Raw genomic sequence first — 23,429 nt, 5'->3', positions numbered from 1 at the left:
GACCGCGATTCGAGCACTCCCTCCCCTTTCCCTAAACCCAGGACAGACCATTTCAGATCAGCCCCGATTCCGCGCCCTCTCCCTCGGTGCGGGAGTTCAATCCAGCACGCTCCTTGCCCTGTCAGCCGAGGGCATTCTCCCCAGGGTCGACTATGCGATTTTCGCCGACACCGGATGGGAACCCGAAGCGGTTTATGCACACCTTGACCGCCTGGAAGAAGAGATAGCCGCCCCCGCCGGGATACCCGTACTGCGCGTGTCGGCCGGAAATATCCGAGACGACGCCCTGAACCCGGATCACCGGTTCGCCTCCATGCCGCTCCACATCCTCAATCAGGACGGGCGACCTGGGATGACCCGGCGGCAGTGCACCGGCGAATATAAGGTCAAGCCAATCAAGCAGAAGGTCCGCGAACTGCTCGGCTACCCCTATCCGGCACGCATCCCGAAGGGCGTTTTCGTCGAGCAGTGGGTAGGAATCTCCACGGATGAATTCCACCGCGCGAAGGACGCGGACGTCAAGTACATGCGTAACCGGCATCCCCTTCTGGACATGTCCTGGAGCAGGGCCGACTGTGCACGCTACCTGACTTCCCTCGGTCTTGCCGATACCCCGAAGTCGAGTTGCCTGGGATGCCCGTTCCATGGAAATGCGCAGTGGCGGCATATCAGGGACACATCTCCGTCCGAGTGGGCGGACGTCGTCGAATTCGACGCGGCCATCCGGCAGGGCAATGCCCGTGCCAACGCCACCGGCAACAGACTGCTCGGCGAGGCGTTCCTGCACCGCTCCCGCGTCCCGCTCAGCGAAGCCCCCATCGATCACGTCACCGCCGCCGAGCGGGCCGCCCTGCGGATCAGCGCGGAGGAGGCCGACGTCCTGGAGAACGGTGTCGAAGACGGCTGCTCGCCCTGGGCGTGCCGGGGCGACGCCGACGCGCTGACGCAGGACGACTTCGGGCTGGCCACGTGATACTCGACCTCTTCGCGGGGCCGGGCGGCTGGAGCAGGGCGCTGCACGTCCTGGGCGTGCGCGACGTCGGCCTGGAATGGGACCCGTGGGCATGTAAGACCCGTGCTGCGGCGGGTCAGTTGACCATCCGGTGCGACGTGGCGAGGTATCCGGTATGGCCGTTCGTCGGCCGCACCCGCGGTGTGATCGCTTCGCCGCCGTGTCAGGCGTGGAGCATGGCCGGCAAGCGCCTCGGCCTGGTCGACCAGCCGCTGGTGCACGCGGCGGTCGAGGATCTGGCCGCCGGTCGCGATACCCGCGAGCGCCTCCTCGCCGCCTGCTGTGACGAGCGCTCCCTGCTCGCCGCCGAGCCGATGCGCTACCTGTACGCGCTGCACGCGGTCGGCGAGCCCGACTGGGTGGCCATGGAGGAGGTACCGGACGTGCTGCCCTTGTGGAAGCAGTACGCGGCCGTCCTGCGCGGGTGGGGGTTCTCCGTCTGGTGCGGGATCCTCAACGCCGCCGACTTCGGCGTCCCGCAGACCAGGAAGCGGGCAATCCTTCTGGCCTCCCGCGTCCGCACGGCGCAGCCGCCCACGCCCACGCACGCCCAGCTCGGCGAGCCGGAATCGCTGTTCGGTCCGGGCCGTGCCCGCTGGGTCAGCATGGCCGAAGCTCTGGGGTGGGGCGCGACCGACCGGCCCGTCCCCACCGTCTGTGCAGGAGGTGGGCCTGGCGGCGGCCCCGAGCCGTTCCCGTCGGGCTCTCGCAAGACGCTGTCCGACGCGCGGGAGCGCGGCACCTGGATGCCGCGGCCGGACGGGGTGGTTCTGCAGTCCCGCCGGGAAGGCGCGGGGTGGGCGGCCCGGCACGGCATGCGCGAGAATCGTGCGGCCGACGCTCCGGCGCCCACGTTCACCGCCGAGGCGCACCGCTGGTCCTGGTCCCTGCGCAGCAACAACCAGGCCAACGCCACCGTCCGGTCCATCCAGGAGCCGGCTGGCACGCTGTTCTTCGGGCACCGCGCCAACGAGTGCACCTGGGTCGCCGAACCCGCCACACCCTCGGCCACGGACACCGATGCGCCGGCCGTTCCCGAGCCGATCCGGATCACCGCCCGCGAGGCGGGCCTCCTGCAGACCTTTCCCGCCGACTACCCCTGGGCCGGCAACAAGGGCCAGCAGTTCTCCCAGATCGGCAACGCCGTTCCCCCGCTGCTCGCCGGCCACCTCCTCGCCCCGCACCTCGGCGTCACCCTCGACCCCGACGACTTCGCCCTCGCCGCCTGATGCCCCACACCCCCGAACCCGACGAAGACGACCTTGACGCCGTCCCACCGCCCCAGCCGGTGTTCCACGTCGAGCAGGCCCTCCTGGGGGCTCTCCTCCTCGACCCGCACCGCCTGGACGACGTGAACGGCATCGCCGCCGACTCGTTCTCCACCGCCGCGCACGCCGCCCTGTATGCCGCGATCAGTACCCTGCCGCGGCCCGATCCCGCCGAGCACGCGAAGAACACCACGTGGCTCGACCGCGTACTCGCTACCGCCCTGGAGGAGGCGCGCGGACTGACCGCTTCCTACCTGCACGCCCTCGTTCAGGTCTGCCCCTGGCCCCGCCACGCCCCCGCGTACGCCCGGATGGTCGAGGCCGAGCACGCCCGCCGTCGCCTGCTGACGGCCGCCGAACGCCTCGTCCACACCGTCCACGACGCCTCCGTCCCGCACCCTGTCCAGACAGCGCTCGCCGAGGCGGATGCACTTGCCGCGGTCGTGGACGACATCGCGAACCGCTTCCCCCCGCGCTCCGGTGTCCTTCCCCGCACCCCGGCACCTCCTCCCACCGCCGCCGACGACACCGAGGCGGTCGAGGAGGAGCAGCTCCTGCTCGCGACCGCCACCGCCCGCCCGGACGACATCGACGCCGTCCGGTGGCTGCTCCCCGACGACCTCACCCTGCCCCTGCACGCCGGCCTGTGGCAGTGCCTGACCACCCTCGCCCGCCGCGACGAGCCCATCGACCCCGTCACCGTCCTGTGGGAAGCCCAGCAGCGCGGCCTGCTCGACTACGGCCGTGAACCAGGCGAGGTCCTGCGCATGCTGGCCGAACCCGCCGGATCCGTCGAGCACTGGGCCGAACGCGCCCTGCGGCGCTCCCTGCTGGCAACGGCCGAACACACCGGACGGCGCGTCGAGGCGTACGCCGGCGACTCGGCGAACACCCCCTTCCAGCTCGTCGCCGGGGCCCGTCGCGCTCTCGCTGACATCGCCGCCGTCCGCACCCGCTGGCAGCACGCCGCCGGAGCCACTCCGCCGCAGCAGCGGCGAGCGGCCCCTGCCACCCGCGCCGGCCCGCCGACCACCACGGCCGCACACGCCGCCCGGCCCACACGAGCAACCCGATAACTCCCGATTACGCCGGTGGCCGGGCCCGCGAGTCCGGCCACCGGCAGAACGGATGAGACCCCCACGTGACTGCCTCCATCGACGCCCATGTCCGCCTCGACACCCACCCCACTCACCCGAGCGCCGTGCAAGCCCACCTGACCGGCACCCAGGCCCACGTCGCCTCCACGGCTCTGGAGGCTGCCGGCTGGAGTGCCGCCGCCACAAACGTCCTGGTCCTGGCCCGCATCGATCACGAGGAGCCCTACTGGGCCGCCGACGCCGCCCAGCACCTGACCGCCGAAGGCATCACCGTCGAGATCACCCCACGGCTCCAGGAGGCCATCGACGAGGAATGGACCTGGCCGAACTACCCGATGCCCTGGTGCACGCGCAGCGAAATCCGCGAGGTCTCCAACCAGGCGCAGAAGATCCACGACGACATCCGCAACGGCCACCTCCTGATACACGCCCACGCCCACGACGGCCACACCACCGTCGCGGTCGGCACATACCTCCACCAGGGCGGCAAGACCGTCTACCTCCACGGCGAGGACCATCTGCGTCAGATCGCCGACACCTTCGACTCACCCGCGGAAGCACTGGTGGCCTTCGAGAACGCCCACGCGGCCGAAATGCGCCCCGGCCCAGCGCCCCTGACCGACACCGAACGCGCCGCCACCGCAGCGCGTTCCGTCTTCGACATCACCACAGCCAAGCCCGAACCGCCCCGCCCCCAGCTGGAGGCCGTCCCTATCTACCTGGCCGATGCCGACGACCACGACGCCCTCCTCGACACCTTCCTCGACACGCACGGCGAGTTCGAAAAGTGGCGCACCTGGTCCGATGAAACGACCCACGCCATCCACGAAACGCAGACCCTGCGCATCGAACGCGTCCACGAAACCCAGGCCCGCGAGACCGCCTGGACCGTAGCCGCCTACGAAACGCCTGTCTCCGACCGCATGTGGCACCTCACCGCGAGCGGCGCCACCCCCGCCCCAGTACTGCAGAATCTGCTGAACCACCTCGCCGACGGAGACGGCTGGGACACGGTCATCGGCGTCCCAGTGGGCGAGAGGACGGTCACCACAGCCACGCAGCCGCTCACTGAGGCCGGGTGGAAGCACACCCTGACAGGGCACGGGATCCGGTGGACGTCCCCCGACGGGCAGGCAGGCGTCCGGTTTGACCCACTGACCGCGCAGGCCCCCCAGAGCCCAGCCACCTGGACCATCTGGGCCGGCCCCGACCCGGACCGGCCCACCTGGGCCATCACCGCGTCCCCGCACACCCCGAGTTCGCTACTGGCCGACCTCTCCGAAACTCTCGCCCACGAGACCGGCACACGCCAGCCCCAGCCGGGCCGCCGCGATCACAGGACCCGCCTCGCAGCCAGTGCGCCGGCGGCTCCGGCGGTCACGGCCGGCCGACCCGCCAGCCGTTCACGCTGATCATCACCCCCGCACGAGCGGGGCAACATAGCTTGGGATCGCCGGTTGGCCAAACCGGCGATCCCACGCACCATAGATAGTCCACCGCCACGCCCTGCCCGCACGTCGAGAGGCTCCTCCCACGACCGCAGACACCACACGTAGCGCAGCCCGTCACGAGGCCGGGAGCGCCGGGCGATCACGCCGCCGCGTAGCTCGCCCGGAACAAGTCCTGCGCCCGCTCCACGTCCCTCAGCGTACGGAGCTGGACCTCCAGATCACCCGTGCCGTGGTGACCGAGACCGGACACGTCCCGAGTGAAGCCCGGAACAAGATCGACGTTCTTCGGATCGACCTTCAGATAGACCAGCAGCTTGCTTCGCTGCGGCGGGCACAGGCAGGCAAAGTTGCGCAGCCGCTGATACGCCCGGTAGGTCTTGCGCTCCACCCGGTTCACACCATCCCCGAGCCCGAGCAGGACCTCGTCGACCGCACCCGCCAACTCGCGCATCGCCGCGCCCTGGACATCAGCCGCCGACTGGGCAACCGCCTGGCGCCGTGCCCGACGGGCCACCTGCACGCCGCCGCTCACGGAGGCCACGGTCTCAAGCCCGAGCAGGTCCCTGCCGAAGAGTCGGTAGCGAACCAGGTCGATCGACCTCCGGTGCTCGCGCACGGCATGCACGTCGTAGCGGGTGAAGTCGCCGGCGATGCAGATCAGGCGTGGTCCGCTCCACAGGACCTGGGACGCGGCCGTCACCCCGAGCCGGTCGCGGACCAGGTGCTCGAACTCCGCCCGGTGGTCCATCAGCCAGGCCAGGTAGAACAGGCCCTGGTTGATGACGCCGGCGTCCGTGCCGCGCTTGTACTCAATGATGACCGGCGATCCGTTCTCGTCCAGCCCGAGCGAGTCGATCCGGCCCCCGTGGGCGGGCCCCGTGCTGTACTCGCTCGCCAGGAAGCGGACGCCCAGCAGCGTCTCCATGTGCGCCTCGACGAGAGCCTGCACATCGGCCTCGATCTCAGCAAGACGCGGCATGACCTCCGTCATGCCGCTGTTCGTCGTGTCCGTGCGGAACAGCTTCAGGCCCGACACCTTCCCCTCCTCGGCTCGGTGATCACCAACGCCGACGGGGTGCGGGATTGTTTCCGCGAGAGCCTTCGGGGGCGTGAAGATAGTGTGAGACCCTACGTACTGCTCGACCAGGGAGCTCGCGCCCCCCGGTGACCGGGAATCCACGATTCCCCCATGTGTCCCCCGCGACCTGGGGGACAGCTCCCGGAAGCTGCGTTTACGCAGGTCAGCCCCCGTAGCTCAGCGGATAGAGCACGTGCCTTCTAAGCGCCTGCTCGACGGCAACGGCTCACCGCGTACACCTGCAGAGTGTGAGCTGTAGAGAAAGGTGGGCCGTCGGTCGTCCAGTAAGCCGTGCTCGGCCGAGCTGCTGTCGTCGCCGTTGCCGCAGCAGGATGCCAGGAAGCGTCACGTGCCCGCACCGGGTTCGGGCACCGGCCTGCCCGGCGGGGTGAAGGCGGCCAGCACCGTGGCGGTGATGTGGCCGGCGGCATGCTCGGAGGTGAGACGGCCCGCACGGATCTCGTCGGCGGCACTGTGCATGACCGAGTGCAGGACGTTGACCAGCCACGCGATCGGCAGGTCGGTGCGGAAGACCCCCTCAGAACGGCCACGGGCGATGAGCGTCTCGACCCGGGCGGCCGGGCCGCTGTGCAGCTCGCGGATGCGACCAGGAGGCAGTTCCCTCTGGGCAGCGACCAACAGCGCACGCGCCTGGTCCACCAGACGCCAGCTGGCCTCGACATAGCGCGCCAGCGCGAGCAGCGGATCACCGGCCAGATCGACCGCGTCCAGTGCCTGATTGCCCCGGTCCACTGCGCGGCTCATCGCCGCATCGACGACCTCCGCCCGGGAGGCGAAGTGCGCGTACAGCGTCACCCGGCCCACGCCCGCGGCGCGCGCGATCTCGCTGAGGCTCGCCTCCGGGTTCTGTCCCAGGCACTCGGCCGCGGCCTTGACGATCGCGTCGATGCTCCGCAGGGCGTCGGCGCGTTTGACGGTGCTTCTACTGCCCATGCCCCACACCCTACCGGAATAAGTCGAACATAACTGTTTGGCTTAGGCGGGCTGCAGGTCTAACCTGAACAGCACTGTACGGATTATCCGTCGAGAGGTGAGCGTCATGAGTGACACGGAAACCGCGAGCACACACACGCCGCAGACACCCCATCCACGGCGCTGGCCGGTCCTCGGCCTGCTGGGACTGGCCCAGCTGATGCTCATCCTCGACATCACCGTGGTCGCCATCGCACTGCCCCACATGGGCACCGAACTGGACCTGGACCGCGCCGCCCTGACCTGGGTGGTCAGCGGCTACGCCCTCACCTTCGGCAGCCTGATGCTGCTCGGCGGCCGGGCCGCCGACCTGTTTGGCGCCAAGCGCGTCGTCCTGGCAGGGCTCACCCTGTTCACCGCCGCGTCCCTGGCCGCCGGACTGGCCACCGGCGCTCCCCTGCTGCTGACCGCCCGGATCGCCCAGGGCGCGGGCGCCGCGATGCTCTCGCCGGCGGCCCTGTCGGTCGTGGTGAGACTGTTCGACGGCGACGAACGCAACAAGGCACTGGGTATCTGGTCGGCGCTCGGCGGCGGCGGCGCCGCCCTCGGCGTGCTGCTGGGCGGGCTGATCACCGCCGGGCCCGGCTGGGCCTGGGTCTTCTTCATCAACGTCCCCGTCGGCTTGGCCGTACTCGCCGCACTCGCCCGGATCCTGCCCACCCTGCCCAAGGCGGCCGCCGACTCCCTCGACGTGCCCGGCGCCGCCCTCGTCGCCGCGGCCACCGGTGCTCTCATCTACGCCCTGATCCGTGCCGGCGACCACGGCTGGCTCGACGCCCTCACCCTCGCCCTGTTCGCCGCCTCGGCAGCCGCATGCGCAGCTTTCACCGCCTGGCAGCGCCGGACGGCGGCACCGCTGATGGACCTTCGCCTGCTCAGCCGGCGCCCGGTACTGGCGGGCATCTTCATCATCGCGGTGGCCACGGCCCTGATGGTGGGTGTCTTCTTCCTCGGCTCCTTCTACCTGCAGAACCACCAGGGCCATGGCGCCTTGATGACCGGGGTGCTGTTCCTGCCGGTGGCGCTGGTGACCATGGCTGCCGCCACTACGGCCGGCCGCGTGATCGGCCGCCTCGGGGCCCGACTGCTGGCAACGGCGGCCCTGGTCCTCGCGGCCGCCGGATTCCTCGTCCCAGTCCTCTGGTCCGGCACCGCCGCCATGGTCACCGGCGTGAGTATCGCCGCGGCCGGTCTGGGCACCCTGTTCGTGGTCGCCTCGGCCACCGCCCTCGGCAGCGTCGCCCCACACGAGGCCGGGGTGGCCTCAGGAATCATCAGCACCTTCCACGAGTTCGGCGCCTCCACAGGCGCCGCCGCCGTATCCAGCGCCGCAGCCGCCAGCATCGCCACCCACACCCCCTCCGCCGCCGCGACCGGGTTCGACAACGCCTTCCTCGTCGCCACAGGCATCGCCGCGGCCTCCGCCCTCATCTCCCTGTGGCTGATCCCAGTCCAAATGGCCTGAGCCGAGCAGAATGCGGCTGCCAACCCGCGGCGGCCCCGACCTGCCCGCGACGGCTGCGGAGGTTGGGGGTGGAGTGGGCGTAGCCAGCACGGCACGGCCTCGCCGCCGAAGGCGCCGGCCACCTCCACCATCGTGGTGCCAGCCACCATCCCGGGCGTGCTCATTAGCCGGGGCGCAGGGTGCCCGGCCCAGTGCGACGTCGTTGAACACGGCATCGCATGCATGCACGCCCGCCCCCGCGGAGTACCCGAGTGAGCCCCGGACCGCCTGGCGGCCCGGGGCGTGAAGCCTGTCGGTACACGAGACACTGGTCAGCCCGGTGATCACAGCCCACGGCCGGGTCTGCGGCACTTCACGCGGCCTTGGCCAGGGCGGACCGTTCTTTGCTGGGCACATGGCGGGCGGGAGTCGAGAGTCTCGTCATGGTTCCTCGTCCGTCGTGGCGCGGCCACAGGAGGAGGGCACCGATCGCTCCCGCTCCGGCAAGGATCGCGAGGACGGACCAGGCGAGGGGGAGGCCCGCGTTCGTTCCGAGCCACCCCGCGATGGGATAGGTGATCAGCCAGGCCAGGTGCGACAGAGAGAATTGGGCGGCGAATGCCTCGGGGATCGCGTTCCGTCCGACGGAGGCACGCAGGACCTTGCCGGTCGGAGTGATGATCAGCGCCATGCCGACACCGATCGCGGTCCAGGTGATCGCCGTACCGGTCCATGTGGCGAGCCCAGTCACGACGAGCGTCACCGCGGCACCCGTGGCGCCGACGAGGACTCCGGCGCCGGTCATCATGACGGTGCGGGCGGAGACCCGGTCGAGGACGCGGGGCAGTACGAGGGCGGCCAGGAGGGTTCCGGTGCCGGAGGCGGCGAGCATCCAGGCGACGTCCGGCTGCGAGCCGCCGAGCCGGTCGCGGACGTGGTTGACAGTGTTGACGACGACGATCGACCCTGCCGCCGCAACCACGAGATTGAGTGCCATGAGGCCGCGCAGTCGAGGCGTGCGGAGGAAGGTCCTGATCCCCGCTGCCGCCTTGTCCCACGCCTTGGTGTGGGTACTGGGGCGGGCGTCGGGGACGCGTGCCGACAGGACGAGCAGGCCGGAGACGAGGAAGCCGGCGGAGGTTCCCAGGAACAGTCGGTCGAAGCTCATGAACGTCAGGGCGACGGCCGCCAGCACGGGGCTGAGCAGGCTCTCCATGGTGGAGGCGACTTGGGAGGCGGACAGGGCACGCGTGTAGGCGGACTCGTCGGTGACGATGTCGGGGATGACGGCTTGGAATGTCGGGGTGAAGGCCGCGGAGGCGGTCTGGAGCAGGCCAATCAGGACGTAGACGTGCCAGACCTCGGTGACCAGCGGCAGTACCAGGACCACCGCACCGCGGACCACGTCGAGGAGGACCAGGAGCGTTCTTCTGGGAAGCCGGTCGACGTACGCGGCGGCCAGGGGCGCGATGACCACGTACATGACCATCTTGATGGTGAGGGCCGTACCGAGGACCATGCCGGCGTGCGGACCGGCGAGGTCGTAGGCGAGCAGGCCGAGGGCCACTGTGGTCAGCCCGGTGCCGAACAGGGCGATGACCTGGGCACTGAACAGGCGGCGATAGTCGCGGAGGGCGAACAGACGCATGGCGTTTTCCTTCCGTGTCCATGCGGCGGGGCACGGCTCCGGAGCGGAGGCCGTGCCCCGCGGGTACAGGCGGGCAGGTCTCTAGGCACGGGCGGCGCTTTCCGGGGTGAGGCCGGCGAGCAGGTTGAAGGCGCCGGTGAGGATGTTGAGTGCGACGACGCCGACGACGTCGGCGATCGCGCGGTCGCTGTAGCCGTGCTCGCGCAGGGCGGTGACCTGGTCGTCGGTGATCGACGCCGGCTCGCGGTAGATCTGGGGGGCGAGGGTAATGACCGCGGCGATCGCGGGGTCGGCCGAGGTGCCCGCGCGGGCTCGCTCGATCTCCTCCTCGTCCACGCACAGGGCGCGGGCGGCGCTGACGTGCGCGTCGAGGCACAGTCCGCAGCCCTGCTGGGCCTGGACGGCGATCGAGACGCGTTCGCTGATCCGGCGGTTCAGCTTGGCGCGGCCCATGGCCCGGCTGAGTTGGAGGTAGCCGCCGAGCACGGCCGGGGAGTGCGCCATCGTGGCGACCATGTCACCGACTTGGCCGTGGCGGGAGACCAGGTCGGCGAGGAGATCGCGGGAGGCGCCAACCGCCGTGTCGGGTGTGAGGCGGGTCAGGCGGGGCATGACGCTCCTTCTGCTTATGGTCAGTGGTGGGCGTGGTGTGTGTGGTGGCCGTGGTCGTGGCCCGCGTGCCCGGGTGCGGTGACCGAGTTGACCGACGTGACCGCGGCGGGCTCGGTGGTCCGCACGGTGAACTCGGCGGTCCGGACGATGTCGGCGTGCTGGAAGTCCAGGTACAGCCGGTAGGTGCCGGCCGTGGGCGCTACGGCCATGAAGGAGATGCCGGGTCCCGGCGCGGTGGTGCCGTCACCGGGCTCGCCCTCCGGGTGGACGTGGAGGTAGCCCAGGTCGCCGACCCGCAGCGCGACCAGGTGCCCGTACGCGGCCAGGTAGGGCTGCAGATCGGTGACGGGGCGGCCGTTCCGGCTGACGGTGAGGGTCAGCTCGCTCGCCTCGCCGGGCACGAGCGTGCCGTCGAGCGCGACGGTGTACTCGCCGATCCGCGCGATGCCGGTGGCCTCGGGGAGCGGCTGTGGGGCGTACGGCCCGGCGACCGCGGCGTCGATCCCGAGCGTCAGGGTGCCGTCGTGGCCGACCGGGTGGATGTCGGCGAAGAACCTCCAGTCCCCCGGTTCCAGGGTCAGTTCGGTGCTCCAGGTGCCCTTCTCGTCCCGCACGGGGTGGACGTGCTGGAATCCGGCCGTGTCGCGCCGTACGGCGATGAAGTGCAGTTCCTTCTCGTGCTCAGGCACGAACTCGGTCACCGCCCGCCCGTCGGGGCCGATCACCCGGAAGCTGACCGGCTGCACGCCGGCGGCGAGGATCGTCGAGTCGAGCTCGAGGGTGTACCCGTTCTCGGAGACCGACAGCCCACCGGGCTGGGCCCCGCCGTGGACACCGTGGACACCGTGGCTGGTGTGGCCGTGGCCAGCGTGATTCGTCATGGCATCTCCCATGGTTGTGATGCGCCTTCGGGCGTTGTCCGTTCAGGACGTTGATCGCAACCATATACCCCCCCGGGGTATTCCGGTACCTCGATGATTGAAATCTCGCGAGAGGGCTTCGAGGCGGATCTGCCAGATGCACCCACCCACCTGTCCCGGCGCCGTGACGCCAGCGTGCCGGCACGGCTGGCTCTGCGGTGACTCCCGCGAACGGCAGCAGAACGACAGGGCACCTGGTGACGCGCGGCAGAGAAACTGGCGCCGCCTACGCGAACGCGGTCCATGCAGGGGGCAGGCGGGCAGCACCCGGTGCTCGGACGACTTCGACGCATCGAGGGATGGGCGAGAGGCCAGGCAGGAGAATGGTGGAAGAGGGCACTCACTGGAGAGGAAAGTCTCCGGAGAAGACGCCCGCGTCGGCATCGAAGGCCACTTCCCGGTCCGTCTGAGGGCTCGCCGGGTCCTTCTCATCGAGGGAAGGTCTGCCCGGCGGCAGCGCAGTCGGCAGCGCTATCGGCGGGACGACAGGCTCCTCTTTCCGCACCCAGCCGTGGCGGCGCAGCGGCCGGTGTCCCCTGTCTGCAACCTCAGGGAGATGCCGACTTACGAAGGAGGCGCGGTTGCTTCAGGGCAGCAGCGGTCCTTCGGCGATGGTGAGTACGGCTTGTCCGGCGATGCCGAGTGTGAGGGAAAGGGTGCCCGCTAGGTGAGCGGTGGCAGCGGACCAGCGTCGTGGGCCGGTCTGCGTATCGGTGGGTGCCGTGCCGGTGGTGAGGAACAGGGGGCCGAGCCAGCGCAGGTAGTAGAAGAGCGAGGCGACGGTGTTGGCGACGGCGAGGGCGGCGAGCCAGGTGTAGCCGCCGTCGATGGTCGCGCTGAAGATCTCCAGTTTGCCGAGGAAGACGCCGGTAGGCGGCGTGCCGACCAGGCCCAGGAGACAGACGACGAGCACGGCCGCGAGGTCGGGGCGGCGGCGGGCGAGGCCGCGGTAGTCGGTGAGGGCACGGGCCCGCGGAAGTGTCGCAACGACCGCGAAGGCGCCGAGGTTGGTGACGGCGTAGGCGGCCAGGTAGAGCAGCAGGCTCCGCTGAACGGTGCCGCTGCGGGTGGTGACGGCCAGGGCCATGAGCAGGTAGCCGACCTGACTGATCGTGGAGTAGGCGAGCAGGCGTTTGACGGAGGTCTGGAAGAACGCCGCGAGATTGCCCAGGGTCATGGTGACCGCGGCGAGAATCGCGAGAAGCAGCGGCCAGTTGACGTCGCTGTCGGCGAGTGCCTGTTGCAGCAGCCGGTAACCGGCGATCAGACCACCGACTTTGGGCAGGGTGGTGACGTACGCGGCGACGGGTGCCGGCGCCCCGTCGGTGACGTCGGGCACCCAGAAGTGGGCCGGTACGGCGCCGATCTTGAAGAGCAGGCCGGCGAGGACGCCGACGAGTCCGACGGCGACGAGTCCGTAGGGCGCGGAGGGCAGGGTCTTGGCGAGTTCGCTGTAGTGGGTGGCGTGGCCGGCGCCGTAGAGGAGCGCGGTGCCGGCGAGCATGGTGATGCCCAGCAGGGCGCCCATAAGGTAGTACTTCAGGGCGGCTTCGGTGCCGGGGGCGTCCTTCGCGAACCCGGCGAGTGCGTAGGCGGGGACGCTGGCCAGCAGGTAGGCGGCGAAGAGCATCAGCAGGTCGTTCGCGCCGGTGAGGGCGAGGGTGCCGGCGCCGGTCATCAGGAGCAGCACCCAGTACTCGGCCTCGCGTTTGTGGCGCCGTACGGTCTCCACCGACATGCAGATGATCAGCAGCAGAGCGACGAGCACGATGAGCCGCCCGGTGTCGGTGGCGGCGTCGACGGCGAACGCGGCGGCGAAGACGGTCTGTTCGCGGTCGGTGACCATGGTGACGGCGGTGGCCGTCAGGCCGGTCGCGCAGGCGGCCGCGGCGAGTACGGCCACGAGCCACTGACGGCGGCGGGGCAGCCAGGAGCCGGCCAGGAGGCCGATGACGGCGGCGCCGAGGAGGGCGATTTCGGGGATGAGGGCGGCCAGGTTCTCGTTCACCGTGCGACCAGGCCCGTCAGGGTGCGGCTGGCGGGTTCGATGACGTCCAGCAGCCAGCGCGGTGCGATGCCGATCACCAGGGCCACCGCGAGCAGCGGCACCGTGGACAGCGCCTCGGCCTTTCTCAAGTCGCGGACAATGCCGGTGGGGATGGTTTCGGGAAGGCGCGGGGTACCGAGGAACATGCGCCGCAGTGCGGTCAGGAACAGGGCGGCGGTGATGAGGATGCCGGTCACGGCGATGGCGGTGGCAATGGCGTGGGAGGCCAGGCTGCCGGTGAAGATCTGGAATTCGGCGATGAAGCCGGAAAAGCCTGGAATGCCGAGGCTGGCGAACGCGGCGACGGCGGTGACCGCCGCGAAGCGCGGGGCATGCGCGGCCAGGCCGGAGTACGAGTCCATCGTGTATGTGCGTCCGCGGTCGTAGAGCACCCCGGCGAGCAGGAACAGAGCGGCGGTGATCAGTCCGTGGCTGACCATCTGGGTGACGGCTCCGGTCACCGCCAGGGTGCGCGCCTGGGCGTCGCTGCCCGCGAGTGTCCCGGCGGCACCGACGGCCAGGACGACGTAGCCCATGTGGTTGACCGACGTGTAGGCGATCATGCGTTTGAAGTCCGTCTGCGCCAACGCCACCAAGGCCCCGTAGACGACGGACACGGCGCCGACGATCACGATGACGAGCGCGTAGTGGCGCCAGCTGCCGGGCAGCAGGGGCATGGCGATGCGGACGAACCCGTAGGTGCCCATCTTCAGCAGGACTCCGGCGAGGATCGCCGAGCCGGTGGCGGGGGCGTCGGTGTGGGCGGGCGGCAGCCAGGTGTGGAAGGGCACGGTCGGCGTTTTGACCGCGAGACCGACGCCGATGGCCAGCAGTACGAGGCCCGCGTACAGGCCGCGTCCGGCGAGCGGGTTCGCGCGGGTGAGGTCGACGATGTCGAAGGTGTGCGGGTCGGCCGCCAGGTAGAGGCCGATGAAGCCGAGGAGGAGGGCGAGCGAGCCGACGAAGGTGTACAGGAAGAACTTCAGCGCCGCGGCCCGGGCTCGTTCGCCGTGTCCCCATCCCGCGATGACGAAGAACATGCCGACGATCGACAGGTCGAAGAAGACGAAGAACAGAATGAGGTCGAGGGCGACGAACAGACCGATGCTGACGGTCTGCAGGAACAGGAAGAGGCAGACGTAGGAGCGTACGCGCCGCGTCTCGCGCAGGGAGTGGACCGCGACGGCCAGGAACAGCAGGCAGGTCAGGGCGACCAGGGGCAGGGACAGTCCGTCGACGCCCACGTGGTAGCCGACTCCCGCGCTGGGGATCCAGCGCACCCGCTGCTCGTACTGCATCCCGCCGTCGGTGTCGTAGCCGGTCCACACGCCGACGACCAGGGCCAGGTCCACGGCAGCGGTGGTGATCCACACCCATACGTACGCCCGCTCGGGGAGAGTGCGCGGCAGGAGCAGCAGTACCGCGCACACCAGCAGCGGCAGGAACGTGACGACGGTCAGCACAGGGGTTACCTCACCAACAGGATGATCAGGACCAGTACGGCGAAGCCCGCGGCGGCCTGGGCGTAGTACTGATGCAGCAGTCCGGTCTGCGGGCGGCGCGCCCACCGGCCCAGGCTCCGCGCACCGGTCGCAACGGCACGGACTCCGGCGTCGATGCCGCCGTCGTCCAGACGGCGTGCGAGCCGGGCCGCCGCGAGGCCGCCCCGGGCGGTCTGCCGTACGGCGCCGTCGACGACCCGATCGTCGAAGTCGGCCAGCGTGCGCGCGAGGCCCAGCACCGGGCGGACCACGACGAGCCGCGCGGCCCGCTCCAGGTACAGCCACCCGTGAGTCCATCGGACGGCCGCGCGCGACAGCCCTGCGGATGCAGGGCGGGAAGCCCACCGCCAGGCCAGGCCGACGGCGGCGAGCGCCACGGCGGCGGACAGTCCGAGTTCCCACGGCTCGGGGGACGGTTCGCCCTGGGCGCCGACCAGCCCCTTCAGCCAGGACGCCGGTCCCGGCAAGGCCAGTACTCCCAGTACCGCCGCGGCGAAGGTGAGGGCGAGGAGCGGGGCGGGTGTCGAACCGGCGACGCGACGGGTGCCGCGCTCCTCGGTGTCGTATCCGAGTTCCGCGTCGGCAGGGAGGGGACGGGTGACGTACCAGACGGCTTTGACGCTGTACACGGCGGCGACGGCAGCCGCCGCGAGGCCCACCGCGTACAGCGCGGTCGACTCGGTGCGGGCGGCGGCGAGGACCTCGTCCTTGGCCGCCCACAGGGACAGGGGCGGCAACCCGGCCAGGGTGAGCGCGCCCACCGCGAAGGCCACGCCGACCAGTGGGTGGACGCGGGCCGCCCCACGCAGTGCCGGCAGTTGCTTGGTGCCCAGCGCGGTCAGCCAGGCGCCCGCGGCGAGGAACAGAGCCGACTTGGTGGCGGCATGGGAGACGAGCTGGGTGGTGCCCGCGGCGACGCCGCCGCTGCCCGCGGCCAGCACCATGAAGCCGATCTGGGCGGAGGTGGAGGCCGCGAGGAGCTGCTTGAGGTCGGTCTGGGCCACCGCGACCAGCCCCAGGACGAGGGCGGTGGCCGCGCCGGTCCAGGCGACCAGCGGCCCGGCCCAGGCCGTGGCGTCCAGCAGCGAGACGAGTCGCAGCAGCAGGTAAGCGCCCGCGGCGACCATGGTCGCCGAGTGCAGCAGCGCCGAGACCGGGCTCGGACCCTGCATGGCGCGCGACAGCCAGAACGAGAACGGCAGTGCCGCAGACTTGCCGAGGGCGGCCACCACCACGCCCGCGGTGATCACGTGCAGCCAGGGCGCGTCCGCGTCCGGGAGAGCGTCCAGGCGCAGCGAGCCGATGCCGCCGGCCATCGCGGCGCCGGCTGCCAGGTACAGGCCGAGGTCGGCGGCGCGGGTGGTGAGGAACGCGACGTCGGCGGCCTCCGCCCGCTCCGGCTGCCGCCACCAGTAGCCGATCAGTGCCCAGCTGGTGGCCCCCATCACTTCCCAGGCCATCAGCAGCAGCGGCAGGGTGGTCGCCGTGACGGTGACGAGCATGGCGCCGGCGAAGAGCAGCATGAGCCCGAAGAAGCGGCCCCGGTTCTCGTGGGCGGCGAACTCGCCCACGGCGAAGGCCAGCACGGCGGTGGTGACCGCGGCGACGGTGACCACCATCACCGCGGACAGGCCGTCCACCGCCAGTCCCGCCTCCATCCCGGCGAACAGCGGCGCGCTCGCTTTCGGCCGGGTCAGCGCGGCGGCGACCGCCGCACCGAGCGTGGCGACAGCGGCCGCCACACCGGCGGCGGGGACCAGGCCGCCTCGGCGGGGTCCCGTGAGGGCGAGGACCGCTCCCCCGCCCAGGGGGAGAGCGATGAGCAGCCAGAGCACCGCGCTCATCCCTTCAGGTCCTCGGCCATGTCGGTCATGTCGACCTGGCGGGCGCGGTAGATGGCGGTGGTGACGGCGAAGCCCATGGCCATCTCCACGGCCATCGCCACCACGGCCGCCACGATCACGACCTGGCCGCTGCCGGCGGCGGGGGCGAGGAAGTACCAGAAGTCGGCGGCGGCGACGATGACGCCGCCGATCATCAGCTCGATCCCCATCATGATCATGACGATGGACTGCTGGGAGAGGGCACCGAACAGGCCGGTGCAGAAGAGCCCGGCCGCGAGGACCAGCAGGAGTTCGAACGTCATCGGCCCACTCCCCCGCCGGCCGAGTCGTTCGCAGGCCGCTGATCGAGGTCGTCTCCGAAACGGTCGTACCGGCCGCGGCGGGTGGCGAGGACGGTGGCACCCACCATGGTGGCCAGGAGTACGAATCCGAGCGTGACCATGGTCAGCATCTGGTCGCCCATCAACGACATCCCGACCTGGAACGTGGTGTCCTCGAGCCGCGCTCCCGTGCGGTCGGGCCACGGCACCAGGAAGATCCCCACGACCAGGGCGGCGAACACGAGGCCGCTGATGACCAGTGAGCCGCGCTTGTTGTGCAGCATCGACATCGGCATCAGACCGGCCGGATTCATCATGTACGCGATCATGAAAACCGCCATGATCACCATCTCCATGACCATCATCAGCACGATCACCACGCCGAGATACGGCAGCCGCAGCACGGTCACCACCCCGCCCACGCACACCAGGGAGCCCAGGAGGGCGAACGTGACCCGAGCCATGGAGTTCAAGGTGAAGACCAGGACGCCGCCGACCAGGGCGAGCACGCCCAGTACCCACAGCAGCACCGTGCTCGTCGTGCCCATGACGCGTTCCTTTCCTAACGGGTGAGACTGACCAGGGCCGGCACCAGGGCCTGGAGGACGGACAGCGGCAGGAGCACCACCCAGGCCAGTTCGACGTACCGGTCGGCGCGGAGCATGGGCAGCCGCCGCAGCGTCCACACCAGCACCGCCAGTACCAGCAGGGTCTTGACCAACGACCAGGCCCAGGCGGGCAGCCCCGGCCCGGCGCCGCCGCCCAGGAACAGCGGCACCGCCATCGCGGCCCCGGCCGCCAGCCACAGCCACCGCCCTGCCTGCAGCAGCAGCCGGTCCACCCCGCTCGTCTCCCCCAGTACGCCGTCGGCGACGTCCCGCCCGAGCGGATACGCGAACGGTCCCAGGAAGCTGAAGGCCAGAACTCCTGCCAGGTAGAGGACGAAGGCGAACGGCATCCACACCGCGTACCACAAGCCGTGCTGGGCGCCGACGATGTCGGTCACCCGCAGGGACTCGGCGCCCGTGGCGGCCGAGATCAGCGCGAACATCAGCGGCAGCTCGTAAGCCAGGCCCAAGGCGAGGAAGCGGTAGCCGCCGACCAGGGAGAAGGCGGCGTTCGGACCCCAGCCGGCCAGCCACAGCCCGGCCCAGGTCAGCACCTCCATGGCGTTGAACCACACCACCCCGACCGACAGATCGGCGACGACGCGGTTGCCGAACGGGATGACCAGCGTGGCCAGTACCGCGGCCACCGGGACGGTGATCACACCCGCCCGCCACAGCAACCGATCCGGTGCGGGCAACCGCCGCGGCTGCGCCAGCAGCGCCCGCGGCACGGCGAGAAGCGGCCGCACCGCAGTATGGGCGGTGATCCGACGGCCCGCGTTCCGGGCGTCCAGTGCCGCGTCGGCCGCCACTGCCAGCACCGCGAAGACGAGCAGCATCGCCGGGGCGGCCGGCAGCGCCCACCACGTCCCCGCCTCAGCCACGGGCCACCTCCAGCCGACACGCGGTCAGTTCGTCCGGGTCCGGGTCGAGGCTGGCGACGACGAGACGGGCCGCGCCCAGTTCGGCCCCCACCAACAGGCGGGGAAGCAGCTTCACCAGGGCGGCCGACGGCGGGCGTTCGGCGTCCCACCGACCGCGCGGGCTCTCCTGCGCCACCGGATTGAGCGGGGCGGTCGCGTCCAGCTGCCGTACGGCGTCCATGACCTCGGTGAGCCATTGGCGGTAGCGGGCCGGTACATCCCCGCCGGCCGCCCGTACGGCGGGACCGGTGACACTTGCGGCTCGTGCGTCGGCCGCGCTCAGCAGACCGACGCCTCGCGTCAGCCAGTACAGGGTGCGTGACCGCCCGACCCGCCGGGTGAAGCGCTCCGCCCGGGGCAGGATCGCCGAGGCGGGCGCCTCCTCCAGCAGGTCGTCGCGCAGCCGCCGGGCCGTCACCGCCTCGGCGGGCCAGCCGGCCACCGACAGCAGTCGGCCCAGGCTGTCCAGGTGCGCCGCGGCCCGCCGCCGGGCCGCCTCCCCCACGCACACCGGCTCGCCCGTGGTGGCTCGCAGCCACGGCCGGCTCCAGAAGGGGTCGGCTGGTCCGCCGGCGGGCGGATCGTCGAGGTCGGCACGTTGGACGACGTCGCCCTGAAGCACCACGCGAAGGGTCAGGCCGGCGGGCCAGTCGGCCAGAAAGGGCCCCAACGGCACGTGCAGGCGGTCCAGCGTCAGACCGTCGCGGTCCTCCCCCGGTTCGGCCATGGCCAGTCCGCCCGGCATCTCCATGCCACCATGCCCATGACCGTGACCGGTGTGTCCGTGACCGTCGTGACCATGACGGGCGTGGTCGTCATCGCCGTCCCCGTGACCGGTGCCGCCATGACCGGCGTGCTCACCGCCGTGGCCACTGGCCTCCGGGCCATCGTCGTGATGCCGCGCGTGTGCGCCGCCTTCGAAGCCGCGATCGTCTTTCGCGTGATCGGCTCGCACCGATTCCGCGTCGTGCTTTCCGGGCTCTCCGTGCCCGTGCTCTCCCGCGGTGCGGTCGGCCCCGCCCCGGTCGCCCTCTGGTGTGGCCAACCGAGCGCGGCCGGCTTCGAGGACCGATGCCACCTCGTCGGCCGTCACGGCTCGCACGCGCACGCGCGGCCGCGGCATGTCCTGCCACAACCGTTCCAGCGCCGGACCCAGCCGCGAGCAGTCAGGACCCGCCACCAGCATCAAGTCGGCTCCGGCCGGGGTCGACGCCGACGGCCAGTCCCGGGACCGCAGTTCCTTCTCGGCGGCCAGCCGCACCGGCGTACCGCCCGGCGTGGTCACCAGCAGGACGCGTGGCCGGGCGGCCGCTGCGCGGGTCAGGGCGGCGGTCAGGCCCACCGCAGTGCTCCTTCCCGCCATGCGTAGATCACACCCGTGAGCAGGACGGCGAGGAAGACGAACATCTCGATCACCGCACTGGGTCCCATCGCGGAGATCACCAGTGTCCACGGGTACATGAAGACCATCTCCATGTCGAAGGCGAGGAAGAGCATCGTCACCGTGTACCAGCGCATGTGGAAACGGCTGACCGCGTGTTCCGTCGGCTCCAGTCCCGATCCGAACGGCTGCGCGGGCAGCGGACCGGACGAGAGCCGAAGCGCCCAGGCCGCTCCGTATGCTCCGGCCACCGCCAGCAGGGCCAGCCCCAGCAAGGACAGCGCGGCGGTGAAGCCACTCACCGGATGCCACCACCCAGGAGGTCCCTCCCACGCCCCGCGACTTGTACGTCGAGGCGCCCGTCGGCGGGCGCTGTCCCGCCCGCACTCCGCGTCGAACCCATCTGTCGCTCCGTTCCCGCTGTGCCGGAAGCGTTGGGTACCCCCCGGAGGCATACGCAGTCCCGGAGGGCACGAGTCGTACGGCGGCGTGGGCCCCGAAGCCGCAGTCGGCACGCTCCACCGCCCGGCGTCGAGTGCTACGGCCACGGTGCCGGACGTCCACACACCGCGCGAGGCGGCCGGGTCCATCGGTGCCCCGAGGGGGTGTCCGTGCGTCAGGCGGGGGCGAGTGGCGCCTCTGCCCGCGCGATCAGGCGCTCGCTGCGGGCCAGGGCGGCGACGGATGCCGCGCAGGCCAGTCCGGTCGCGGCCAGGGAGCACCAGGTCAGCCAGAGGGCGTCCTCGTGTTCGGCGAAGTCCCACAGGGCTCCGGTGGTGAGGTTGCCGAGGGTGATGCCGAGGCCCGAGACGGTGTTGTACAGCCCGTAATGGGTCGCCACGAGCCGGTTGCCGGAGAGCGTGACGACGGTGTCCATTTCGAAGGGGTAGACGACGGCACCGCCGACAGCCAGGAGGACCACGGCCAGGACCAGGGCGGTCAGTACGGCGGCCGGGGCCTCAGGTGGTGCCAGGGCGAGCGGCACGAAGGCCGCCCCCATGGCGGTCAGTCCGCGGACGAGGGCCTGAGCGGGCGTCCAGCGTCGCTTCGCCCAGCCGGTAAGCCGCAATTGCCCCACCACGGCGACGGCAGCCGAGACGACGAAGAGTCCGCTGGTCACCCAGGTCCCCTTGTCCCCGAGGACGTCGGCTGCGGCCAGGGGCAGTGCCAGGTAGACCTGAAATGTGAGGACGTACGAGCCGGTCATCGCGAGGGCGAAGAGCAGGAAGGGCCGGTTGGCCACGACCGTGCGCCACTGCGCCAGTACATTGCCCGGCGTCGCGCCGGGTGCCTCGCCACGGCGGGCGGGCAGGGCACGCCATTGCAGGACGGTCAGCAGGGTGAAGATCGCGGCAGCGACTGTGCAGACGAGCCGGAAGTCGGCAGCCAGCAGGGCCAGGCCCACCAGCGGGCCGAGGACCATTCCGGCCTGGTAGTAGACGTTGAAGGTGGCGAAGGCGTCCACGCGTCGTTCGCCGGCTTCGGCGGCCAGGTAGGCGCGTACGGCAGGGTTGAACAAGGCGCCCGCGAAGCCGGTGGCCGCTGACGCGGCAATCAGGGCCGGGAGGTTGTCGACCCAGCCGAGCAGGCCGAAGCCGACGGTGCGGAGCAGGCAGCCAGCCATGATGGGGGCCTTGTAGCCGTAGCGGTCGGCGATGGTGCCTCCGATGAGGAACATGCCCTGCTGGGAGAAGTTGCGTACGCCCAGGACGAGTCCGACGGCCCATGCCGCCAGCCCGAGCCCGCCGGCCAGGTGGGCTGCCAGATAGGGCATGAGCATGTAGAAGGCGAGGTTGATGGCGAACTGGTTGGCCATCAACAGTCGGACCGGGGCTGGGAACGAGTGGGTCTGCTGCCACAGGTGCTTCATCGTGCGACTCCTACGGTCTCGTCTCCCGCTCCCTGGGCGTCGGCGGTGGCCAGGGGGTCGATGACGTGGGTGCATCGCGTCCAGCGGGTCACCACCCGCTCGTCCGGCCGGGCGATCTCCTCCGGATCGTCGGCGGGCGGGGCGTCGAGCAGGCCGTGCTCTTGGCAGTAGGCGTCGTCGAAGACCGTGCCGATGTAGCGCTGCGGGCCATCAGGGAAGATGGCGACGATCCGGTTCGCGGCGGGCAGGGTGCGAGCCGCCCATCGGGCGACGAGGGCGACCGCGCCGACACTCCATCCCCCGGTTGTGTAGTGATCACGGGCCAGCCTGCGTGCCGACCACACCGCTTCCGGTGCGGCGACCCAGTGGACCTCGTCGAACAGGTGGTAGGCGACGTTGCGTGGGTGGATGCTGCTGCCCAGGCCCCGCATCAGACGGGGTGCGGCGGGCTGGCCGAAGATGGTCGAGCCGCAGGTGTCCACACCGATGACCCGCAGGTGGGGGAAGAGCCCACGCAGGACGGAGGCGATCCCGGCGGAGTGGCCGCCCGTGCCGACGGACACGACGAGGGTGTCGATCCGGCCGAGCTGGTCGACGAGTTCGTGGGCGAGCGGAGCGTAGGCGGTCACGTTATCCGGGTTGTTGTACTGGTCGGGGCACCATGCGCCGGGATGGGCGGTGAGCAGCTCTTGCACCCGGTGCAGGCGGGCGCGCTGCCAGCCTCCACAGGCGTGCGGGGTGTCGACGCGGTCCACGGTGGCCCCGTACGCCGTGAGGAGTCCTGTCATCAGGGGTTCCATGCCGGGGTCGGTGACGACGGTGACCGGGTGGCCGTAGGTCGCGCCGGCGAGGGCAAGGCCGAGGCCGAGCGTGCCGGAGGAGGACTCGACGATGCGTGCGCCGGGCAGGAGCTGTCCCCGCTCGCGGGCTGCACGGACCATGTGCAGGGCGGTGCGGTCCTTGATGCCGCCCGGGTTGTGGCCCTCGATCTTGGCCCAGAAGCCGCGCCCCGGGAGAGTGAAGGGGGCTCCGATCCGGAGGACAGGTGTGTTGCCGACCAGTCCGGCGGGAGTGTGCGTCAGTCGCTCGGTTTCGGGGAGAGGCTTCGCGGGCGCGGCCAGGACAGACGTGCAGGTCAGGTGATTCATGGCGTGGTTCTCCGGCAGCCGGTGTCTGAACAGCGACGGGCCGCGTGTAGAGGGGGCGGAGGTGATCGGTTGCTGAGCCGCGGCCGGATACGGGGCCGCGGTGCTTGGTCGATCAGGTCCGCCACACGCCGAGACGGGACCGCGTATGTCCGGTGGACGAGCAACCCGGGTCGAGAGCCGATGCCTGCGCGCCGGGCCGTGTGGGCGACGGCTGGGTGCCCTGCTCGACGCGGAGAACATGGAGGGCCGGGCCGTCAGCAAGG

General features: G+C 70.9%; 21 protein-coding genes. 6 read left to right on the top strand and 15 right to left on the bottom strand.

All coding sequences use genetic code 11. From position 1 onward, the window contains the following. Positions 1 to 49: 49 nt before the first annotated feature. The 4 genes from ACFYOJ_RS19145 to ACFYOJ_RS19130 all read left to right on the top strand — a co-directional run bounded on the left by ACFYOJ_RS19145 (position 50) and on the right by ACFYOJ_RS19130 (position 4,789). On the top strand, positions 50 to 973 hold the full coding sequence (locus tag ACFYOJ_RS19145; RefSeq protein ID WP_258566176.1) for a hypothetical protein: 924 nt from the start codon (positions 50 to 52) through the stop codon (positions 971 to 973). Further along, positions 970 to 2,241 (top strand): DNA cytosine methyltransferase, encoded by a 1,272-nt coding sequence (locus ACFYOJ_RS19140; RefSeq protein ID WP_061441620.1) that lies wholly within the window; start codon positions 970 to 972, stop codon positions 2,239 to 2,241. The genes ACFYOJ_RS19145 and ACFYOJ_RS19140 overlap by 4 nt, the downstream gene beginning before the upstream one ends. Next, complete coding sequence (locus ACFYOJ_RS19135) at positions 2,241 to 3,356, top strand: DnaB-like helicase N-terminal domain-containing protein (protein ID WP_078884531.1); 1,116 nt, start codon at positions 2,241 to 2,243, stop codon at positions 3,354 to 3,356. The genes ACFYOJ_RS19140 and ACFYOJ_RS19135 overlap by 1 nt, the downstream gene beginning before the upstream one ends. Before the next feature lie 65 nt (positions 3,357 to 3,421). Next, on the top strand, positions 3,422 to 4,789 hold the full coding sequence (locus ACFYOJ_RS19130; RefSeq protein ID WP_061441621.1) for a DUF317 domain-containing protein: 1,368 nt from the start codon (positions 3,422 to 3,424) through the stop codon (positions 4,787 to 4,789). 178 nt (positions 4,790 to 4,967) lie between these two features. On the opposite strand, the gene ACFYOJ_RS19125 is transcribed toward ACFYOJ_RS19130, so the two are convergent. Together ACFYOJ_RS19125 and ACFYOJ_RS19120 are read right to left on the bottom strand one after the other, a co-directional pair. Beyond that, positions 4,968 to 5,864, bottom strand: coding sequence for a DUF5655 domain-containing protein (locus ACFYOJ_RS19125; RefSeq protein WP_061441622.1), 897 nt, complete (start codon positions 5,862 to 5,864; stop codon positions 4,968 to 4,970). A 387-nt stretch (positions 5,865 to 6,251) separates the two neighbouring features. Then, positions 6,252 to 6,860: a TetR/AcrR family transcriptional regulator gene (locus ACFYOJ_RS19120; protein ID WP_061441623.1), complete on the bottom strand. Its 609-nt coding sequence runs from the start codon at positions 6,858 to 6,860 to the stop codon at positions 6,252 to 6,254. A gap of 106 nt (positions 6,861 to 6,966) precedes the next feature. Here ACFYOJ_RS19120 and ACFYOJ_RS19115 point away from each other — a divergent pair, with 106 nt between their 5' ends. Next, a complete protein-coding gene (locus tag ACFYOJ_RS19115; RefSeq protein ID WP_114532502.1) occupies positions 6,967 to 8,364 on the top strand; it encodes an MFS transporter in 1,398 nt (465 codons plus the stop codon). Positions 8,365 to 8,716: 352 nt separating this feature from the next. Here ACFYOJ_RS19115 and ACFYOJ_RS19110 read toward each other — a convergent pair whose 3' ends face one another. The 10 genes from ACFYOJ_RS19110 to ACFYOJ_RS19065 form a co-directional block, all read right to left on the bottom strand. After that, complete coding sequence (locus ACFYOJ_RS19110; RefSeq protein ID WP_061441625.1) at positions 8,717 to 9,991, bottom strand: MFS transporter; 1,275 nt, start codon at positions 9,989 to 9,991, stop codon at positions 8,717 to 8,719. A gap of 81 nt (positions 9,992 to 10,072) precedes the next feature. Continuing rightward, positions 10,073 to 10,603 (bottom strand): carboxymuconolactone decarboxylase family protein, encoded by a 531-nt coding sequence (locus tag ACFYOJ_RS19105; RefSeq protein WP_061441626.1) that lies wholly within the window; start codon positions 10,601 to 10,603, stop codon positions 10,073 to 10,075. A 20-nt stretch (positions 10,604 to 10,623) separates the two neighbouring features. Then, complete coding sequence (locus tag ACFYOJ_RS19100; RefSeq protein ID WP_061441627.1) at positions 10,624 to 11,484, bottom strand: hypothetical protein; 861 nt, start codon at positions 11,482 to 11,484, stop codon at positions 10,624 to 10,626. A gap of 625 nt (positions 11,485 to 12,109) precedes the next feature. Further along, positions 12,110 to 13,531, bottom strand: coding sequence for an NADH-quinone oxidoreductase subunit N (locus ACFYOJ_RS19095; RefSeq protein ID WP_061441628.1), 1,422 nt, complete (start codon positions 13,529 to 13,531; stop codon positions 12,110 to 12,112). Further along, complete coding sequence (locus ACFYOJ_RS19090; protein ID WP_061441629.1) at positions 13,528 to 15,033, bottom strand: NuoM family protein; 1,506 nt, start codon at positions 15,031 to 15,033, stop codon at positions 13,528 to 13,530. The genes ACFYOJ_RS19095 and ACFYOJ_RS19090 overlap by 4 nt, the downstream gene beginning before the upstream one ends. Before the next feature lie 5 nt (positions 15,034 to 15,038). After that, positions 15,039 to 16,916: an NADH-quinone oxidoreductase subunit L gene (locus ACFYOJ_RS19085; RefSeq protein ID WP_061441630.1), complete on the bottom strand. Its 1,878-nt coding sequence runs from the start codon at positions 16,914 to 16,916 to the stop codon at positions 15,039 to 15,041. Further along, complete coding sequence (locus tag ACFYOJ_RS19080; protein ID WP_061441631.1) at positions 16,913 to 17,218, bottom strand: NADH-quinone oxidoreductase subunit K; 306 nt, start codon at positions 17,216 to 17,218, stop codon at positions 16,913 to 16,915. Before ACFYOJ_RS19080 ends, ACFYOJ_RS19085 begins: the two co-directional genes overlap by 4 nt. Beyond that, entirely contained in the window at positions 17,215 to 17,784 is a 570-nt protein-coding gene (locus ACFYOJ_RS19075; RefSeq protein WP_061441632.1) for an NADH-quinone oxidoreductase subunit J, read from the bottom strand. The genes ACFYOJ_RS19080 and ACFYOJ_RS19075 overlap by 4 nt, the downstream gene beginning before the upstream one ends. Positions 17,785 to 17,798: 14 nt before the next feature. Next, on the bottom strand, positions 17,799 to 18,728 hold the full coding sequence (locus ACFYOJ_RS19070) for an NADH-quinone oxidoreductase subunit H (protein ID WP_228126027.1): 930 nt from the start codon (positions 18,726 to 18,728) through the stop codon (positions 17,799 to 17,801). Further along, entirely contained in the window at positions 18,721 to 19,518 is a 798-nt protein-coding gene (locus ACFYOJ_RS19065; RefSeq protein WP_228126028.1) for a hypothetical protein, read from the bottom strand. The genes ACFYOJ_RS19070 and ACFYOJ_RS19065 overlap by 8 nt, the downstream gene beginning before the upstream one ends. A 6-nt stretch (positions 19,519 to 19,524) precedes the next feature. On the opposite strand from ACFYOJ_RS19065, the gene ACFYOJ_RS19060 reads away from it, so the two are divergent. Next, positions 19,525 to 20,136: a hypothetical protein gene (locus tag ACFYOJ_RS19060; protein ID WP_228126029.1), complete on the top strand. Its 612-nt coding sequence runs from the start codon at positions 19,525 to 19,527 to the stop codon at positions 20,134 to 20,136. On the opposite strand, the gene ACFYOJ_RS19055 is transcribed toward ACFYOJ_RS19060, so the two are convergent. The 3 genes from ACFYOJ_RS19055 to ACFYOJ_RS19045 form a co-directional block, all read right to left on the bottom strand. Further along, complete coding sequence (locus ACFYOJ_RS19055) at positions 20,100 to 20,450, bottom strand: NADH-quinone oxidoreductase subunit A (RefSeq protein WP_061441634.1); 351 nt, start codon at positions 20,448 to 20,450, stop codon at positions 20,100 to 20,102. The two genes, ACFYOJ_RS19060 and ACFYOJ_RS19055, sit on opposite strands and share 37 nt — an antisense overlap. Before the next feature lie 314 nt (positions 20,451 to 20,764). Continuing rightward, positions 20,765 to 22,018 (bottom strand): MFS transporter, encoded by a 1,254-nt coding sequence (locus ACFYOJ_RS19050; protein WP_061441635.1) that lies wholly within the window; start codon positions 22,016 to 22,018, stop codon positions 20,765 to 20,767. Continuing rightward, positions 22,015 to 23,166: a PLP-dependent cysteine synthase family protein gene (locus ACFYOJ_RS19045; RefSeq protein ID WP_061441636.1), complete on the bottom strand. Its 1,152-nt coding sequence runs from the start codon at positions 23,164 to 23,166 to the stop codon at positions 22,015 to 22,017. The genes ACFYOJ_RS19050 and ACFYOJ_RS19045 overlap by 4 nt, the downstream gene beginning before the upstream one ends. Positions 23,167 to 23,429: the final 263 nt, after the last annotated feature.

It is taken from the genome of Streptomyces sp. NPDC006384 (genome assembly GCF_042870695.1).
Classification (GTDB): domain Bacteria; phylum Actinomycetota; class Actinomycetes; order Streptomycetales; family Streptomycetaceae; genus Streptomyces.
Note: the sequence above shows the minus strand (reverse complement) of the source record. Positions and strands in the feature narration are given on the sequence as shown.

Bases quoted from the DNA above. Each gene is read 5' to 3' on its own strand.
- ACFYOJ_RS19120 (WP_061441623.1), bottom strand. From the start codon at position 6,860: ATGGGCAGTAGAAGCACCGTCAAACGCGCCGACGCCCTGCGGAGCATC.
- ACFYOJ_RS19065 (WP_228126028.1), bottom strand. From the start codon at position 19,518: ATGGAGATGCCGGGCGGACTGGCCATGGCCGAACCGGGGGAGGACCGC.
- ACFYOJ_RS19080 (WP_061441631.1), bottom strand. From the start codon at position 17,218: ATGACGTTCGAACTCCTGCTGGTCCTCGCGGCCGGGCTCTTCTGCACC.
- ACFYOJ_RS19075 (WP_061441632.1), bottom strand. From the start codon at position 17,784: ATGGGCACGACGAGCACGGTGCTGCTGTGGGTACTGGGCGTGCTCGCC.
- ACFYOJ_RS19085 (WP_061441630.1), bottom strand. From the start codon at position 16,916: ATGAGCGCGGTGCTCTGGCTGCTCATCGCTCTCCCCCTGGGCGGGGGA.
- ACFYOJ_RS19050 (WP_061441635.1), bottom strand. From the start codon at position 22,018: ATGAAGCACCTGTGGCAGCAGACCCACTCGTTCCCAGCCCCGGTCCGA.
- ACFYOJ_RS19115 (WP_114532502.1), top strand. From the start codon at position 6,967: ATGAGTGACACGGAAACCGCGAGCACACACACGCCGCAGACACCCCAT.
- ACFYOJ_RS19100 (WP_061441627.1), bottom strand. From the start codon at position 11,484: ATGACGAATCACGCTGGCCACGGCCACACCAGCCACGGTGTCCACGGT.
- ACFYOJ_RS19060 (WP_228126029.1), top strand. From the start codon at position 19,525: ATGCCCATGACCGTGACCGGTGTGTCCGTGACCGTCGTGACCATGACG.
- ACFYOJ_RS19105 (WP_061441626.1), bottom strand. From the start codon at position 10,603: ATGCCCCGCCTGACCCGCCTCACACCCGACACGGCGGTTGGCGCCTCC.
- ACFYOJ_RS19110 (WP_061441625.1), bottom strand. From the start codon at position 9,991: ATGCGTCTGTTCGCCCTCCGCGACTATCGCCGCCTGTTCAGTGCCCAG.
- ACFYOJ_RS19135 (WP_078884531.1), top strand. From the start codon at position 2,241: ATGCCCCACACCCCCGAACCCGACGAAGACGACCTTGACGCCGTCCCA.
- ACFYOJ_RS19045 (WP_061441636.1), bottom strand. From the start codon at position 23,166: ATGAATCACCTGACCTGCACGTCTGTCCTGGCCGCGCCCGCGAAGCCT.